At 36.2% G+C, this 16,144-nt stretch carries 17 protein-coding genes; 3 read left to right on the top strand and 14 right to left on the bottom strand.

Translation table 11 applies throughout. The features are described from left to right. Positions 1-18 precede the first annotated feature (18 nt). The 3 genes from HWQ49_RS04845 to HWQ49_RS04855 form a co-directional block, all read right to left on the bottom strand. Entirely contained in the window at positions 19-1,320 is a 1,302-nt protein-coding gene (locus HWQ49_RS04845; protein ID WP_188206420.1) for an aspartate aminotransferase family protein, read from the bottom strand. 312 nt (positions 1,321-1,632) lie between these two features. Continuing rightward, the gene (gene ald, locus HWQ49_RS04850) at positions 1,633-2,745 is read right to left on the bottom strand and encodes an alanine dehydrogenase (protein WP_188206421.1); all 1,113 of its coding nucleotides are present in this window, start codon (positions 2,743-2,745) and stop codon (positions 1,633-1,635) included. Positions 2,746-2,831: 86 nt separating this feature from the next. Continuing rightward, on the bottom strand, positions 2,832-3,590 hold the full coding sequence (locus tag HWQ49_RS04855) for an SDR family oxidoreductase (protein WP_188206422.1): 759 nt from the start codon (positions 3,588-3,590) through the stop codon (positions 2,832-2,834). A gap of 156 nt (positions 3,591-3,746) precedes the next feature. Between HWQ49_RS04855 and HWQ49_RS04860 the strand changes: the two genes are divergently transcribed. Then, on the top strand, positions 3,747-4,193 hold the full coding sequence (locus HWQ49_RS04860; protein WP_188206423.1) for a universal stress protein: 447 nt from the start codon (positions 3,747-3,749) through the stop codon (positions 4,191-4,193). A gap of 26 nt (positions 4,194-4,219) precedes the next feature. Here HWQ49_RS04860 and HWQ49_RS04865 read toward each other — a convergent pair whose 3' ends face one another. The 11 genes from HWQ49_RS04865 to refZ form a co-directional block, all read right to left on the bottom strand. Further along, on the bottom strand, positions 4,220-5,041 hold the full coding sequence (locus tag HWQ49_RS04865; RefSeq protein WP_188206424.1) for an EcsC family protein: 822 nt from the start codon (positions 5,039-5,041) through the stop codon (positions 4,220-4,222). A 15-nt stretch (positions 5,042-5,056) separates the two neighbouring features. Next, positions 5,057-6,037 carry a class I SAM-dependent methyltransferase gene (locus HWQ49_RS04870; protein WP_188206425.1) on the bottom strand — a complete coding sequence of 327 codons (981 nt, stop codon included), beginning with the start codon at positions 6,035-6,037 and terminating at the stop codon, positions 5,057-5,059. 72 nt (positions 6,038-6,109) lie between these two features. Next, positions 6,110-6,583: a GerW family sporulation protein gene (ytfJ, locus tag HWQ49_RS04875; RefSeq protein WP_188206426.1), complete on the bottom strand. Its 474-nt coding sequence runs from the start codon at positions 6,581-6,583 to the stop codon at positions 6,110-6,112. After that, complete coding sequence (locus tag HWQ49_RS04880) at positions 6,576-7,220, bottom strand: DUF2953 domain-containing protein (RefSeq protein WP_188206427.1); 645 nt, start codon at positions 7,218-7,220, stop codon at positions 6,576-6,578. The genes ytfJ and HWQ49_RS04880 overlap by 8 nt, the downstream gene beginning before the upstream one ends. Positions 7,221-7,396: 176 nt before the next feature. Beyond that, positions 7,397-8,974: an amidohydrolase gene (locus HWQ49_RS04885; protein ID WP_188206428.1), complete on the bottom strand. Its 1,578-nt coding sequence runs from the start codon at positions 8,972-8,974 to the stop codon at positions 7,397-7,399. Positions 8,975-9,150: 176 nt separating this feature from the next. Then, the gene (locus HWQ49_RS04890) at positions 9,151-9,351 is read right to left on the bottom strand and encodes an alpha/beta-type small acid-soluble spore protein (RefSeq protein ID WP_188206429.1); all 201 of its coding nucleotides are present in this window, start codon (positions 9,349-9,351) and stop codon (positions 9,151-9,153) included. A 72-nt stretch (positions 9,352-9,423) separates the two neighbouring features. Beyond that, positions 9,424-10,626, bottom strand: coding sequence for a tRNA uracil 4-sulfurtransferase ThiI (gene thiI, locus HWQ49_RS04895; RefSeq protein WP_188206430.1), 1,203 nt, complete (start codon positions 10,624-10,626; stop codon positions 9,424-9,426). Between the two features lie 4 nt (positions 10,627-10,630). Then, the gene (locus HWQ49_RS04900; RefSeq protein WP_188206431.1) at positions 10,631-11,767 is read right to left on the bottom strand and encodes a cysteine desulfurase family protein; all 1,137 of its coding nucleotides are present in this window, start codon (positions 11,765-11,767) and stop codon (positions 10,631-10,633) included. 111 nt (positions 11,768-11,878) lie between these two features. Beyond that, the gene (locus HWQ49_RS04905) at positions 11,879-12,268 is read right to left on the bottom strand and encodes a hypothetical protein (protein ID WP_188206432.1); all 390 of its coding nucleotides are present in this window, start codon (positions 12,266-12,268) and stop codon (positions 11,879-11,881) included. A 12-nt stretch (positions 12,269-12,280) separates the two neighbouring features. Beyond that, complete coding sequence (locus HWQ49_RS04910; protein ID WP_188206433.1) at positions 12,281-13,981, bottom strand: septation ring formation regulator EzrA; 1,701 nt, start codon at positions 13,979-13,981, stop codon at positions 12,281-12,283. A gap of 131 nt (positions 13,982-14,112) precedes the next feature. Then, positions 14,113-14,706: a forespore capture DNA-binding protein RefZ gene (gene refZ / locus HWQ49_RS04915; RefSeq protein WP_188206434.1), complete on the bottom strand. Its 594-nt coding sequence runs from the start codon at positions 14,704-14,706 to the stop codon at positions 14,113-14,115. 87 nt (positions 14,707-14,793) lie between these two features. On the opposite strand from refZ, the gene HWQ49_RS04920 reads away from it, so the two are divergent. Together HWQ49_RS04920 and rpsD are read left to right on the top strand one after the other, a co-directional pair. Further along, positions 14,794-15,279, top strand: coding sequence for a GAF domain-containing protein (locus HWQ49_RS04920; protein ID WP_188206435.1), 486 nt, complete (start codon positions 14,794-14,796; stop codon positions 15,277-15,279). A 219-nt stretch (positions 15,280-15,498) separates the two neighbouring features. Further along, positions 15,499-16,101 carry a 30S ribosomal protein S4 gene (rpsD, locus tag HWQ49_RS04925; protein ID WP_188206436.1) on the top strand — a complete coding sequence of 201 codons (603 nt, stop codon included), beginning with the start codon at positions 15,499-15,501 and terminating at the stop codon, positions 16,099-16,101. Positions 16,102-16,144: the final 43 nt, after the last annotated feature.

Genomic DNA, 16,144 nt, shown 5'->3' on the forward strand with positions numbered 1-16,144 from the left:
TTAAACTCCCCTATTCAGTTAAATATTTGACAATACTTCATCCAAAATAGATAGACCTTGTTCTATTTCTTGTTTAGACACAACTAATGGAGGGATCATTCGGATAACCTCTCCCTCGTTGCCACAAAGATAAAACAATACTCCTTTTTCTAGACAACTATTTAATACATCCATGACTAAGTCACCAACTGGCCGAACATCAATTTGTTTTAACTCAATTCCGAGCATTAAACCAATGCCTCGCACATCCTTAATAGCATCATGTTTATTGGATAATTCATTTAATAAACTGTAGGCAAACTGACCAACCTCTTTTGTGTGTTCAATTAGTTGCTCTTCTTTAATAACTTCTATAGAAGCAATTGAAGCTGAACAGGCAATTGGATTACCACCAAATGTAGTAGCATGTGATCCTAAAGGCCATTGCTCCATTAACTCCTTAGATGCAACTGTCGCACTTAGTGGCATACCTGCAGCGATCCCTTTTGCAATAGCCATAATATCTGGTGTCACATCAAAAGTTTGTGCAGCGAACCATTCACCTGTCCTACCAAACCCTGTTTGTACTTCATCAAAAATTAATAGAATTCCGTGTCGGTCACAAATTTCCCTCATTTTCTTTAACCAACCTTTTGGTGGAATTACGTATCCCCCTTCACCAAGAACTGGTTCTACAATCATACAAGCCACTTCATCCGGCTCTACCTGGTGTTTAAAAAGTGATTCAGTATCTTTCTCTAGCTTGTGTGCGAAATATTCATCGTAATTTAGTTCATCCGGACATTCAGCCGGGTTAGCATAAGGTAGCTGATAAGTTAACCAAGATGGCTGTAGATATTTACGATATTTACTCTTGGAGGTAGAAACACTTAAGGCACCAACAGACCTACCATGAAATGCTCCAGTAAATGAAATCACATATGGTCGTTTAGTTACATGCTTAGCTAACTTGATTGCACCTTCAATAGCCTCTGTACCACTATTTCCAAAGAAAAAATTATCTAATGGATCTGGTAGAACCTTTTGCAACTCTTCAGCTAACTTCAAAATAGATTCATAAATAATAACTCCTGATGGCCCATGAACTAAATGGTCAGCAGCATTTTTAATAGCAGATACTACTTTTGGATGTCTATGACCAACATTTTCAACTGCTATACCTGAGGTGAAATCTAAATATTTTTTGCCATCAACACCGTAGTAGTAACACCCCTCTGCCTTTTCGACTGGCAAATTTGGGTGGTCCTTAGCCATTCCCGGAGCTAAATAATCACCAATTCTTTCTGTCAATTTAATCCAATTCTGATTTTCTTGATGCATCTTTCATCCCTCCAAATAACCGATCAATTTATGGTTTATAATAATACATAATAATGCATAAAAATTCAATAGAGGGTTTAAAAAACATAAAAAAAACTAAGGTCAATCCTATATCAAGGATTCCCTTAGTCTAATTACAAGCATTAATGAAGATAAAAAAGAGGCTAAGCCAAAGTAATTTAGCTAAAGAATATTCTGTATAGCTGATTCAAATCCTTTAGAAATATACTTTGCTAGCCCAGTGTGTGGTTAACTTTAAGTGTACCTTCACTTAACTATATTCCAACCTTTTAAAACCATCATTCCACTAAATTAAAGTAAATTATTGACACCTTTATAGTCTAAATCGTGAGCCTCTGCGACTGCCTGATATGTTACATATCCGTCTAATGTATTAATCCCCTTCAATAAGTGTGGGTTATCAGAAACGGCCTGTTTATAGCCTTTGTTAGCTAATTGCAATGCATAAGGAACGGTAACATTTGTCAATCCGATAGTTGAAGTTCTTGGTACTGCTCCTGGCATATTAGCGACTGCATAGTGAACAACACCGTGTTTATCATAAGTCGGATCATCATGAGTGGTAATACGGTCTACTGTTTCAACGATGCCCCCCTGGTCAATAGCTACATCAACAATAACAGATCCCGGCTTCATTTGTTCTACCATACGATCTGTTACTAACTTAGGCGCTTTTGCTCCAGGTATTAGTACAGCTCCAATTAATAAATCAGACTCCTTAACGGCTTCTTCAATATTTAATGGGTTAGACATGACAGTATTAATTTGGTTACCGAAGATATCATCTAACTCACGAAGGCGTGCAGGATTTAAATCTATAATCGTCACATCGGCTCCTAAACCAATCGCAATTTTAGCAGCGTTGGTTCCTACAACACCACCACCAATAACTGTTACTTTACCACGTGAAACACCTGGAATACCACTTAGTAGTATACCTTTTCCACCTTTGGATTTTTCTAAAAATTGTGCTCCAATTTGTGAAGCCATACGGCCAGCCACTTCACTCATCGGTGTTAGTAATGGAAGTGAACCATTATCTAATTGAACAGTTTCATAAGCGATTCCCACAACTTTGTTATCAATTAAGGCCTTAGTTAATTCAGGTTCAGCAGCTAAGTGTAAATAAGTGAAAAGAATTAAGCCTTCATAGAAATAATCATACTCTTCAGGTAAAGGCTCCTTAACTTTCATCACCATTTCTTGTTCCCACGCTTCTTTGGCAGTGGATACTATAACCGCACCGGCTTCCTGATATTGTTCATCAGTAAAACCAGAACCTTCTCCGGCCGTTGTTTCAACAAATAATTCATGACCTGCATTCTTTAAAGCAACAATTCCTGCAGGCGTTAAAGCAACTCTGTTTTCATTGTTTTTAATTTCCTTAGGTATACCAATTCTCATGATTTAACCTCCAAATCCATTCATTATTAAAAATTATGTAACCGCTTTTACTATAACATGTGGGTAGATAGTTGTGGTATCATTTTCTACAAATGTTGGTGAATAACATCTAAGCCTCCGGTAATTTCAATAACAGACCCTGTAATCATATCTGAATTATCTTCACATAGATAAGCTACTGTTCTAGCGATATCTTCACCAGAGCCTGGTCTACCAATTGGTGTTTCTGTTTGTTTGACCTTCCTACTACTTTCAATGCTACTTTCCTTCATCTCACCGACAATTTTCCCAGGAGCGACCATATTGGCTGTGATCTGATGCTCAGCTTCTTCAAGTGCTACTGTCTTCATTAAAGATGCGAGTCCCACTTTTGCAGATGCAAAGGCAGACCGGTAAATCCACCCTGAACTATGATTAACACCTTGAAAACCTAAAAAGACGATTCGTCCAAATTGTTGCTGACGCATAATAGGCAAACATTTTTTTAAAAGATAAAACGATGAATCTAGATTGCCTTTTACCATATGATTCCACTCGTCTTCAGTATAATCGATCAATTTCTTACGTTCAAATATATATGGACCCGCATTACTTACCAAACAGTCGATTCTTCCAAAGCGTTCAATCGTTTCATCTATGGCTTGGTTTATACTTTCTATATCTAGGGTATCTAAATAAGTAATATGCAAGTGAGATTGATGCTCCTTGAATTCTTGTTTTAATGCTTCAGCTTTTTGACGGTCTGATCGAAAAGTAGCTGTAACAGAATAGCCATTGTCTAAGAAGTATTCAGTCATTTTACGACCTAATCCTTTAGTTCCAGCTGTAATAAAAACATGTCTCATCAAAGGACCTCCATTTCCCTCTGATTAACTAATCCCATTCTATCATGAATATTTTGGGAAATGAACGAAACAAGCTCAAAGTGTATATTCATATTATTGTAAATATTCAGAAATTATTGTTATAATAAAGATTACATTGTTAAGGAGGTGTTCTGTTTGGCATTTGAATATCATGATATTGTTATAGCAGTTGACGGTTCAAAAGCTTCGGAATTTGCCTTTTATAAGGCCATTGACATCGCTAAAAGAAATCATGCAAAATTAATTATTTCACATGTCGTTGACACTAGAGTGTATTCCACAATTGAAGCGTATGATCGCAGCGTTTCTGATCGTGTAGAAAACGATGCCCTTGAATTATTGCGTGCATACAAAACACGTGCAGAAGAAGCAGGTGTTGAAAATGTCATCACTGACCTCGAACATGGATCACCTAAAGTGAAAATCGCAAAAGAAGTAGCACCAAGACATGGTGCAGACTTAATCATATGTGGTGCAACAGGTATGAATACTGTTGAACGCTTTTTTATCGGGAGTGTATCAGAACATATAACAAGATACTCTAAAGTTGATGTACTTGTTGTACGACCTGAGAATGAATAAATTGGGGGATTCCCCCAATTTATTTATTAAGAATCGCTACCCTTCTCTTTAATATATCGATACTGATAAAAACGAGTAGCAAAATCACAAATTTCTTTAGAAGTTTTATAATTTACGGATGCTCCAATACCAATACTAATAATCGGAATCCCCTGAAATAACTTTTTTCGAAACATCATAATGGCCAAAGTTTTAAAGATATTTTTGGCTGGTACTTCAATAAGTTCCTCGTCAATCAACTGTGACTGTTGATTCATAATGGAATTATAATCTTTTACTTGTGATTTCAAATCCTTCCATGCCTTATACTGTAATCTCCTTGGCAAAGCCCCAGCTTGGAGAACTTTCAAGGCTAATACCATCTCAATTGGATTATTCATATTATAGCCGAAACAGGTTCCGATGAGCTGTAATGTTCGTAAATTAAGAGCGGTCAATAAAGGTAAATCAGCTCCAAGAAACAGCCAACCACCTGAACCTGTTATACCACCTTGGATAAAACTATAGACACGATTCTTTGCCACCTGTTGATTGGCTAAGTACGTAAGCTTTTCGATTGATAATGTTTTTAAATCTTCAACCTTCTCAATTCTTTCGTCATATGTTCTTCCGAATTGTAGTACACGATTATATTCCTCAGTTTGTGTGTTTGTTCCTTGAAGAAAGGTGTAGGTGTAAATAAACCAATCATCAATACTCTTAATAAGTTTTTTCCTTAAACTTGTAGGCAACTTACTAAACTGGTTTTCTATCCATAACTCGTAAAGCTGTTCAAAATCATTAGCAACATACGATGAAATCTCATTTTCCCACTTTTGTATCGCTTTTAAAACACGATCCTCTCCCATGAACAACGACCCCTTTTAACGATCATTTTTAAACCATTGTTCTATTTGCTTAATGATGTTATTCATTGCATGAACATCTTTAAAAGACGGGAGTTGAGCTAGCATCACATTTTTAGGGTCTTGAGTAGCTGCACCTTGCTTTTGAAGCACTAGAATACTCTTAGAGAACTTCTCATTTTTAAACATTGATTTAGGTAACTCAAGAACTCCGACTATATGCGCATGTTGTTTTAAATAAGCTTGCAGCTGATCTTTTTGCTCACTTTCAAATAAAAAGCTTGGAACGACAAAAAATAAATAACCACCGTCTTTGGTATATTTGATGCTTTGTTCAATAAAAAGATGATGAGCAAATGAATGACCTTCCTCTGCTTTTAATTCATAAGAAGAAGCTGTTTCATCATCAGGATAAAAACCAACCGGTAAATCAGAAGCTATCACATCTACCGGTTCCAGTAAGATCGGTTTTAAGCTATCCTGATGGAACAGCTCCACTTCTCTTTCTTGTAAATTAATATTATTAAAAGCTAAGCGTATTAATGTGGGGTCGACTTCACTTCCATAAGCCTCAATATTAAAGTTCTTTTGATGATTAAGTAATGTTAACAGCAAATTACCAGAGCCAACTGCTGGATCAAATAATCGATATTGCTGGGTACCTTCCATAAACTTTTGAATTAAGTAACCCATGAACATTCCAATCGTATCAGGGGTTATATAATGGTGTTGTTGTGTTGCACCCTTCATTCCCTTTAATATAACTAGTTGCATAGCTTTACGACGAACTTCAGGGTCAAACTCTTCAAAAGTTATTTGATTGATTTGATTACGTAATTGTTGTTCATATTTCGGCTCTAAGTCCTCAGGTAAATCCTGGTCGAATAGTAGCTGACTTGAAGCAATAAGTGCTTCAATATATGGTGTTTCTTCTTTCTTTTCAATTAATTGTGTTGTTTCATCTAACCACTTAAATAACTGATTAATTTGTTGCTCCATCAAAGTCCCTCCGTCTTCTAGGTTCCATGTTATATTTTAGCAAATTCAGGTGGACTTTGATAGAGATATGAGTTATTCAGGTGTATTTGGAGGTGTGGTTCCACCAGCAAAGTTTTGATTTTGAAACTGATTGTTTTGTTTTTGTTGATTTTGATTCTGTTGGATCATATTTTGCACCTTATCAACTGCTTGAGGTGCTAAATCAATTAATTTTTCCACAAGATGCGTTCCCTCATCTAAATGAATCATTTTAATATCATGAGGATAAACGACTAAAAAAGCGATTGGTGTAATTGATACACCACCACCTGTTCCTCCACCAAAAGGAAGATTAGAGGATTGGCTATCGGAGTCTTGACCTCCACTACCTTGATTGAATTCACTTCCTCCAGCAGCAAAACCAAATCCAACTTTAGAAACAGTTAGAATGACAGCTGATTTGTCAGGAGTTTCAATTGGATCACCTACAATGGTATTGACGTCAATCATGTCTTTTAAATTTTCCATTGCTGTGACCAACATATCTTGAATTGGATGTTCACTCATTTAAGTTCCACCTCTTTATTTTTTTATATTGCCATGCTAAAACAAGGGCATTACGCATAATTTGACCGATTCTTACCGATAATATACATTCTAATTCAGACTGTAAAATGCTCTTATGATAGTTAGGAATAACTTTTAATTCAGGGTTTAAATCACTTTTCATTAAACTCGTCATCCAGCGACAACCCAAGCTTTTAAGTGTGTAAAGAGTACCTACAATAATGGCTGTTTGATTAGCCGCTTTAACACCTAATTCACTTATCCAATGAAAATGGTGTAATTGAAAGGATTGAATTAATCTTTTTAAATGAGGAATGACATCCTTAGTAATGTCAATAACTTGTTGAATAATTTTATACTGATCTTTTAAATCGTCGTAGCTATACTCTTTTTCTTTTTCAGGCATATGATGATTTAACATTTTATCTTCTTCAACAACATCTAAGTTAAAATCTTCATCCAAATTCATTACTGGAATGGTACGCTCGAAAATGTTAAATCTTAACCATGACACTGTAATGAAGAGATCCTTCTGTTTATTCGCATATGTAAGCATAAATTGAACAGTCACCTTAGTCGAAAGGATCAAAACAATTAGGACGATAATGAGTAAAAGGATACCTATTGCAATTGCCAAGCATTTTCACCTGCCTTCTTAACTTATAGTTCAGCAATAATTGGAAATTTATACACTCACAGATGAAAATGTTGGTAGGATTAGCAATAAAAAAGGAGTCGGGACAAAGTGTACTGCTTAAACAAGCACTATTTCACTTAATTAAGTCCCAACCTCCAAGGCTCAACTCTGTATTTTTATTTGTTATAAACAGGGTGTCCTCCAACTACCGTTTGCTTCACTTCAACCCTTTCAAGGTCAGATGCGCTTATTTCAAATGGATCTTGATCTAATATAACAAAATCAGCAAAGAAACCTGGTTTCAATTTACCTTGTCGGTCTTCTTTTCCAATGACCATTGCTGGTTTAGTTGTATATAAAGAAATTGCTTCAAAAACAGTTAAGCTTTCTTCAGGTAAATAAACGTTGCCATCAAAGGATGATTGTCGATTAACAGCTGCTGAGATACCTCGGATCGGAGCAACCTCCTCAATTGGAGCATCTGAGCCCCCAGCACATAAAATCCCTTCACGGATAAAAGTTTTCCAAGGATATGAGGTTTCAATCAAATCCTGACCTACTCGGTCTATAGCCCATGGGAAGTCAGATGATACAAAAGTGGGCTGAATATCTAAGATTACAGGTAACTGTGTAAGACGTTTGATGATATCAGGCCTCATAATTTGCGCATGAATAATTCGATCGTACTTTCCTTCAGGAGCAGGGATCTCCTCAAGGATTTCCACTATTATTTCTACTGCGGCATCGCCAATTGCATGAACAGCAATGGCCATGTTATATGCTCTTGCTTTCTTAATTAGGTCATATAGTTCTTCATCTGAATGAATCAATACTCCCTTAGTTGTTGGATCATCAGCATATGGTTGCGATAAATAGGCTGTGCGTCCACCCAATGCACCATCTGAGAAGATTTTCATAGCCCCAAATTCTAACCAGTCATCCCTTTGATCTGTGTTATAACCAGCTTGCTTAAAATCATCCACGACTTCATGGTGAACTAAAAGATGAGCTCTGAAATTGTTTATGGTTCCTACCGTGTTCTGATAAGCTTCATAAGTCTTTTGAAAACCACCGTAATAAGCTAAATCTTCTGTATGACCACTTACAATCCCATGAGACAGTAAATCATTTACTGAGGTGTTGATCGTTTTTTCAAGGTAAGCCTGATCAGCTTCTGGCATATACTCTTTAATCAATTCTTGAGCTTGATCTAAGAAATATCCAGTTAATCCACCATCTTCATCATATTCAATAACACCACCTTCTGGAGTGGTAGTTTGATTATGAATACCTGCTATTTCGATTGCCTTGCTATTGGCAACTAAAGCATGACGACAAACTCTTGTTAAGACAACTGGATGTTCAGGGCTAATTGCATCTAACTCATTACGGTGAATAACTTTCGGGTTATCCCAATTATTTTCATTAAACCCTTCAGCAACTAACCATTCACCTGGTTCCAATTGTTTAACTTTGGTTTCAATTTGCTTAAGTAATTCCTCTCTTGATTGTGAATAAGTTAAATCTAAGCGTAATAATCGTTCACCATGACCGATAATATGTAAATGACTATCGATAAAACCAGGTAGCATAACACCATCAAATTTAAATTCTTGTTCAATTGGATACTGTTCTCTTAATACATTTGGTTCTCCAACAGCCATAATCTTCCCATCATTTTCATAAATGGCATTGACACGATGCCCTTCTTCTTCCATCGTATAAATTGTACCGCCATACCATAAATTCCCCATTAAGATTTCCCCCTTAAATATATTAAATATGAAAAGGGACAGCTACTGCATTCACTGTCCCCTTCCACCATTAGTCATCCACTGTAAAAACATACGCTTTTGATGATGCTTAACAAAACGTGTTCATCGTTTTTACAGACGACTAAATGTTAAGCTTCAACCACCATTTATTCAATTTACTGTTGATTCATTTGTTGTTGTGCTTGTTGAACAAGACGTTTAGTGATTTCTCCACCTACAGAACCATTAGAACGAGATGTTGAATCTGGTCCTAACTGTACACCAAACTCTTGTGCAATCTCAGTTTTCATTTGGTCTAGCGCTGCTGCTACACCAGGTACTACTAAGTTGTTAGAGTTATTGTTACGAGTAGCCATTTCTTTCACCTCCTCGCTAACTATTGTGAGAAGGTGAGGTTAATATAATACAATGCAAATCATGGAAGTAAATTAAAATAACTCATCATAGATATCTCCCTGATTTTGCTTAGATGATTTAAACGTGACGGTTTCCATATCATTAATGGCTTTTTCGATCTCGTCGGTGAAGTCAATGGGTGCTTCAAATTGATTGACTTTTTCTCTTCTTGGTCTTGTTTTAGGTGCCTTAGGGACAAAAATTGTACAACAATCCTCATACGGTCTAATGGATATATCATAGGTGTTGATTTGTTTTGAAATATTAATAATATCAACCTTATCCATCGCAACTAATGGTCTAATAATCGGGTAATTAGTGACTTCATTAATAGCATGCATACTCTCCATTGTTTGACTAGCGACTTGTCCAAGACTTTCACCAGTTGTTATCGAAAGAATTTCTCGTTGTCTAGCTACTTGCTCACTAATTCTCAACATAACTCGACGCATAATCGTCATCCCGTAGTTTTCGGGTGCATTCTGAAAGATCTTTTGTTGAATGTCCGTAAATGGGATTAAATGTAGTTTAATTTCTCCACCAAACTTAGTCAATGTTTGAGCTAAATCCTCCACCTTTTGTCTTGCTCGGTCAGATGTAAACGGTGGTGAGTGAAAATGAATGGCTTCTAGTTGAACGCCACGTTTCATCGTTAAGTACCCAGCAACTGGGCTGTCAATTCCTCCAGATAACAACAATAGTGACTTTCCTGTTGAACCTACAGGTAATCCACCTTTACCAGGAATTTTCTTAGATGTAATATAAGTAGCATCGTGTCTTATTTCAACGCGAATTTCAACATCAGGATTGTGAACATTAACCGTCCAGCCTTCTGTATTTCTTAAAATATGCCCACCTAACACTTGATTCATTTGTTGTGAAGGGATAGGAAAATTCTTGTTAGGTCTCTTAGCTGTGATTTTAAAAGTTTTACCTTCTTCTAAAAGTATCGCCTCTAATACAGCTTCTTTAATTTTCTCTTCATCATTTTCCACTTTTATTGCTAAACTAAATGATTGAATACCAAAAATATCTTTACAACGTTCAATGATTTCTTCGTAATCTTGCCCATTTAACAAAATGTACATGTGGTCTCGTTTACCTTTTATGGATAGGTTAGGAAAATCAGATAAAGCTTTTTGTACATTAGATCTTAACTTATTAATAAAGAATTTTTGGTTCTTTCCTTTTAACGCTAATTCACCATAACGTATTAAAACATGATCATAAATCATAGCATTACCCCATTACATTTTCATATTGTCGTATAATATTATTAAAAGTTTGTAAGAAAGATTCGATGTCTTCTGCTTTTTGGTCAAGATTCATACTCACTCTTACTGCACTTGATGCATCACTCTGATCAATACCACATGCTAGAAGAACATGACTTGGTTCGTTCTGCTTGGATGAACAGGCTGATTTAGTTGAAACCACGATTCCCTCATCCATAAAGGCATGGATCAAGACCTCTGGTTTAAAACCTTTCACTGAAAAGTTTAGGATATGAGCTGCACCGTGTTTAGGGGAGTTGATCGTTACTTGATCGTACTGCTCTAATACCTCACGAAGATTGGCTTGATATCTGTACAATTGATCATAATTTGTTTGACTTTCTTTTGCCAGCCTAGCTGCTTTAGCTAAGGACACAGCACCAGCAACGTTTTCAGTTCCAGGTCGGTTCCCTTGTTCTTGTTGACCACCATGGAATAGTGGCGCTAATGATACAGACTCCTTTTTGATCAGACATCCTGTACCTTTTAAACCATGTATTTTATGGCCAGAAATGGTTACTGAATCGATTCCTTTGTGGTCATATGGAAGTGGTAATTTACCAAAACCTTGAACATGATCAATATGAAAAAACGTTTTCGGATATTGAATTAACATATCAGCAATATCTGAAATAGGTTGAACCGTTCCAATTTCATTATTGACATGCATAATCGTTACAAGAATCGTTTCGTTAGTTAGTGCCTTTTCTAAATCCTGAAGGGAGATCTCCCCATGCTCATTAACAGGTAAATAAGTTACTTTAAACCCATTCGCCTCTAAAAATTTACACACCTCTAAAACAGAAGGGTGTTCAATTTGAGTGGTAATTATATGTTTTCCTCGATTTTGATAACGATAAGCAATTCCTTTTATAGCCAGATTGTTACTTTCTGTTCCTCCTGAAGTAAAAAAAACTTCACTGCTTTTAACCTTTAAAATTGATGCAACTTGCTCTTTTGCTTTATTAATTAGCTTCTCTACTTCCCCACCAAGACGATGGATTGAAGACGGATTAGCAAAGTATTCTGATGCTACTGTTTGGTACGTTTTAAGTACCTCTATATGTGGTTTGGTTGTTGCACTATTATCCAAATATATCATAAAATTAAGACCCCTTCTCTTAACTTCATTGCATCAAGTTATCTTACCATGAAAAGCTAGCCTATTTCAATTAGGAAAAACGAATGTATAACATTAAAAGAAGCTACCTCACTAGGATCCAGAGATAGCTTCTTTATCGATGATTTCAAATATTTCATATAATTCGTCAATGGATATTCCATCATTACCATCTTTAAAATAGTCACGCCATAGATCCAATGAACTGTCATCAATTTCGCGCATTTGATTAATGGCTTGTGCAGAATGGACGCTTTCTGAGCTATAATCAGATTCATCCTCATTATCAGGGTGCTCATCAGCAGATTGGCTAACTAAACGATCAATGTTAAAGCTTTCTTTATTAAGTAACATTATTTCCTCGGAAATATAACTGGTCTTTGCAGTAAATGTAGGTTGATTCATATCAACATACAAAACAATCACTACAATCCATGTAACAAGAAATAAGAAGGAACTAAGTCCTAGAATAAGTTTTTCCAACTCGCACCTCTCCTATCTATGTACAGCAAAGCTCTGTGTTTCTTCAATTTTCTTCAACGCTCCAGACTCAATTTCCTCTAAAGCTTCACCAGCTTGTTCTAGAGCTACTTCATATTCAAAATTGAGAAATAATTGCTCAGACTCAGAAATCTTTGCTGCTAAAACAGGATATTGACTTCGATACCTGTTAGCATATTGGATCACACGTTCAGCTAATTGAGCTTGGTCTATAATTAAGTTAGTTTGTTCAATTGCATGATCCACACATTTTTCAGCTTTTTTTAAGGATCCCGACAAAACATCAATATCTAGAGGGTGAGCATTCAAGTGTGAATTCGCTTCTTCAATCAATTCAAGAGCTTGTTCAACTAAATCCAGTAAATAATTTGGTATCCCTGGTAAATTACTTTTTTGAAGTTGCTGACGTACATGACTAATTCTTTGCTTCAGCTCATCAATATCATCACGTGCGCTAAGCTCATCCCTTCTTAAGTTATAGAGATAATCGTCAAATTCAGCACGTTGTTCATCCCATTCTGCAAATTCATTCAACCACTCTTCTAGCTCTAAACGAATGGTTGAAAATGGCTGTTCTTCATCTGCTTCAATTAAGGTACTTATTCTAGCTGCCTTTTTTTCTAGCTGATCGAGTGATTTTTCAAGATGATATTGTAAGTCATACTTTTCATCCTTTAGATGATAATTTTCTTTTACGGCCATCACATTTTCCTTAGTCTTGGTAAAATTCTTGTGGGCTTCATCTAGTTTTTCATCAATAGCTCCAGCCTTTTGAAGCACATAGTTTTTATCATACGCTTCCTTTTCTAGCTGATCGTAAATCTCAACCATTCTTGATTTTATTTGCTGCAATTGTTCATTTACTGATTCATCATTTCCTTTATTTAACTGTTCCACTAAATCAAGCAGTGTTTCATGATGTACCTGAATTTCTTTATCAGCTCCTAAATGCTGGATTCGATAGCCTTCTTCTCGCATTTCTCTCAACCCATTTTGTAACTGATCTAATTCATCTGGGATGGTGTGTTTGCATAAGCGATATAATTCCGGGAAATGATCAACTTTGCGATTCAACTCTTCTAAACGTGATTTGACATCATGGATCAACAAGTTTGCCTCTGTATAATTTCCCGAACTCGTAAGCTCTTCATATCTAGACATTTCCTGTTGAATCTCATCCAACTCCACTTCAAAGACAACTTCTGCTTTCCCAAGCTGATAGCCATTTTGTAAAACCTTTTTTCTCACTTCACTAATCTGAGGGGGGATTCTTTCAGCTTCTTCTCGACTATCCTGCTCAGAATGTAATAACCGATCAACCTCTTCAAAAATCTCCTCAATGGTCTGCTCGACTTTATTAAGACGTTGTTCTACATGATTTAAGACACGGGATGCCTTTCCAAACTTATATCGCTCTGCCAACTCCTCGGCATCAAGCAGATATTCTTCTAACAACGTGAACACTTCGTCATTAATTTCATCCCACTCGCTTCGCCAAGCCTCGAATAACTCCTCTGTTTCTCCAGTTAAATTTAGGTGTTTTACTTTCCCTAACTCCTCAGCTACTTGTCGCTCCATTAATTGGACTTTTCGCCACTCTAACCCGTCGACACGGTTGTATATTTTCTTTCGTGCAACCACTCCGACTAAAACAAAAATAACTATAATTATAAATAGACCTATTATGTATTCCATCGAAAGCCCCCTCACCTAAACCATTCCGTTAATATACTTAACCATATGATAGCATGTTTAAGTGAAATTTTGATAAATATTTTGCAATTTTATTGCTAAAAATGACTAAAATTTGTATATACACTCGAATCTTATTCGATGAACCATAATTTTAGCACTTCAATATAAGATTTCACAAATAATTCTTGACTATCATCCCACTGATACTCCTTCTTCCAATCGTTGGCATATGTAAAAGGAGCATTAATCAAACTTTTTAATTGAATATAAAAAGCTTCTTTCTGGACACGATTTAACTTGTACTTTTCTGTTACCTGATCAGCTAAAGAGTTTAGTAAGAAGGTCTCCTTAGCTACATATGTCGAAAATAGTTCGCGAATAAAAATATTATCTAAAGACAATTCGCGTTGAATAAAACAAGTGAATTGAAAATGACGTTTCTTATAATGTATAATTTCTTCAATTACTTGAAAAAAGTGATCGGGTGAACCTTTAGATGGATGGCCCTCCATTAAACTTTCTAAAAGAGCTATATAACCTTCAAAGTAGTCAACAGTCATATGCTCTAACAAACCCTGTTTATTTTTAAAGTAATAACTAATAAGTGATACATTGACATCTGCTTTGTCGGTAATAGCTCGGATTGACGTACCCTTAAATCCATTATAGTAAAACAATTCGCCAGCAGCCTGCATAATTTTTTCTTTTGTCGTTTGATCCGTCATCCTATCACCCCTTAAAGGATATTATTCGATAATTTTAGCAAAAAACCTTTTTAAAATTAAGGTCTAATTTAAAGGAGCGTATAATTAATGTTTGAAACACAAAGTTACCACGGAACTAAAGAAGAAAACTATGAACAAGTAATTAAGCAACTTGATAGCCTCTTAGAAGGAGAAAATGATGTAACAGCTCATCTTGCTAATGCCAGTTCCTTACTAAATCAGTTTTTAGATCAGGTCAATTGGGTTGGCTTCTACCTCATGAAAGAGGGAGAGTTAGTATTAGGTCCATTTCAAGGATTACCTGCTTGTGTGAGGATTCCAAACGGAAAAGGAGTTTGTGGAACAGCTACAGCTGAACAAACAACACAACTTGTCCCTGATGTTCACGAATTTCCAGGGCATATTGCTTGTGATGCACAAAGTCAATCTGAGATCGTCGTTCCAATCATCATTGACGACAAGATCTTTGGCGTTTTAGATATTGATGCCCCTGTAAAAAATCGTTTTGATGAGATAGACAAAACTTATTTAGAAAGATTCGTAGACACTTTAATCAAACACATTAAAGAATAAATCCTTGACGTATGAGTCTATTCATTCTATAATATCCTTTGTGTAAAATAAATGGCAGCCTAGGTGAACCTACTATGTTTGCATTTTGTACCTCTATTAAGAGGTGTATCGCGTAACTCTCTGCTGCTGGAGCGATGGTACATGAAAGCAAAATGTGCATAGCCATGGAACACACTGTTTTTATTTTATGCAAAATAAAATAAAAGGAGGAGATGCTCAGTGGCACGTTTCACAGGCTCTCTTTGGAAAAAATCACGTCGTTACGGGATTTCTCTAAGTGGTACAGGTAAAGAATTAGAGAAGCGCCCTTACGCACCAGGACAACATGGTCCAACTCAACGTAAAAAGTTAACTGAATATGGTCTTCAGTTACAAGAAAAACAAAAACTTCGTTACATGTTCGGTTTAACAGAACGTCAATTCCGTCGTATCTTTGATGACGCAGCAAAAATGAAAGGTGTTCATGGTGAAAACTTCATGACAATACTAGAATCACGTCTTGATAACCTTGTATACCGTTCAGGTCTTGCACGTACTCGTCGTCAAGCACGCCAATTAGTAACTCATGGTCATATCACTGTTGATGGTGGTCGCGTCGACATCCCATCTTACCGTGTGCAGCCAGGTCAAACAATTGGTGTTCGTGAAAAATCTCAAAACCTAGATATCATTAACGAAGCAATCGAAGTTAACAACTTTGTACCTGAGTATATTACGTTTGATGCGGACAAGAAAGAAGCGACTTATAACCGCTTCCCAGAGCGCTCAGAGCTATCATCTGAGATTAATGAAGCGTTAATCGTTGAGTGGTACTCAAGATAAGCAGTATTTCATTCATAGATCTCATAAAACACCCTCATTTTTT

The organism is Alkalibacillus aidingensis (assembly GCF_014595945.1).
Classification (GTDB): Bacteria; Bacillota; Bacilli; order Bacillales; family Alkalibacillaceae; genus Alkalibacillus; species Alkalibacillus aidingensis.

Coding starts and splice junctions, on each gene's coding strand:
- thiI (WP_188206430.1), bottom strand. CDS start 10,626: ATGATTTATGATCATGTTTTAATACGTTATGGTGAATTAGCGTTAAAA.
- HWQ49_RS04885 (WP_188206428.1), bottom strand. CDS start 8,974: ATGGGGAATTTATGGTATGGCGGTACAATTTATACGATGGAAGAAGAA.
- ytfJ (WP_188206426.1), bottom strand. CDS start 6,583: ATGAGTGAACATCCAATTCAAGATATGTTGGTCACAGCAATGGAAAAT.
- HWQ49_RS04890 (WP_188206429.1), bottom strand. CDS start 9,351: ATGGCTACTCGTAACAATAACTCTAACAACTTAGTAGTACCTGGTGTA.
- HWQ49_RS04870 (WP_188206425.1), bottom strand. CDS start 6,037: ATGGAGCAACAAATTAATCAGTTATTTAAGTGGTTAGATGAAACAACA.
- ald (WP_188206421.1), bottom strand. CDS start 2,745: ATGAGAATTGGTATACCTAAGGAAATTAAAAACAATGAAAACAGAGTT.
- HWQ49_RS04900 (WP_188206431.1), bottom strand. CDS start 11,767: ATGATATATTTGGATAATAGTGCAACAACCAAACCACATATAGAGGTA.
- HWQ49_RS04865 (WP_188206424.1), bottom strand. CDS start 5,041: ATGGGAGAGGATCGTGTTTTAAAAGCGATACAAAAGTGGGAAAATGAG.
- HWQ49_RS04845 (WP_188206420.1), bottom strand. CDS start 1,320: ATGCATCAAGAAAATCAGAATTGGATTAAATTGACAGAAAGAATTGGT.
- refZ (WP_188206434.1), bottom strand. CDS start 14,706: ATGACGGATCAAACGACAAAAGAAAAAATTATGCAGGCTGCTGGCGAA.
- HWQ49_RS04855 (WP_188206422.1), bottom strand. CDS start 3,590: ATGAGACATGTTTTTATTACAGCTGGAACTAAAGGATTAGGTCGTAAA.
- HWQ49_RS04920 (WP_188206435.1), top strand. CDS start 14,794: ATGTTTGAAACACAAAGTTACCACGGAACTAAAGAAGAAAACTATGAA.
- HWQ49_RS04910 (WP_188206433.1), bottom strand. CDS start 13,981: ATGGAATACATAATAGGTCTATTTATAATTATAGTTATTTTTGTTTTA.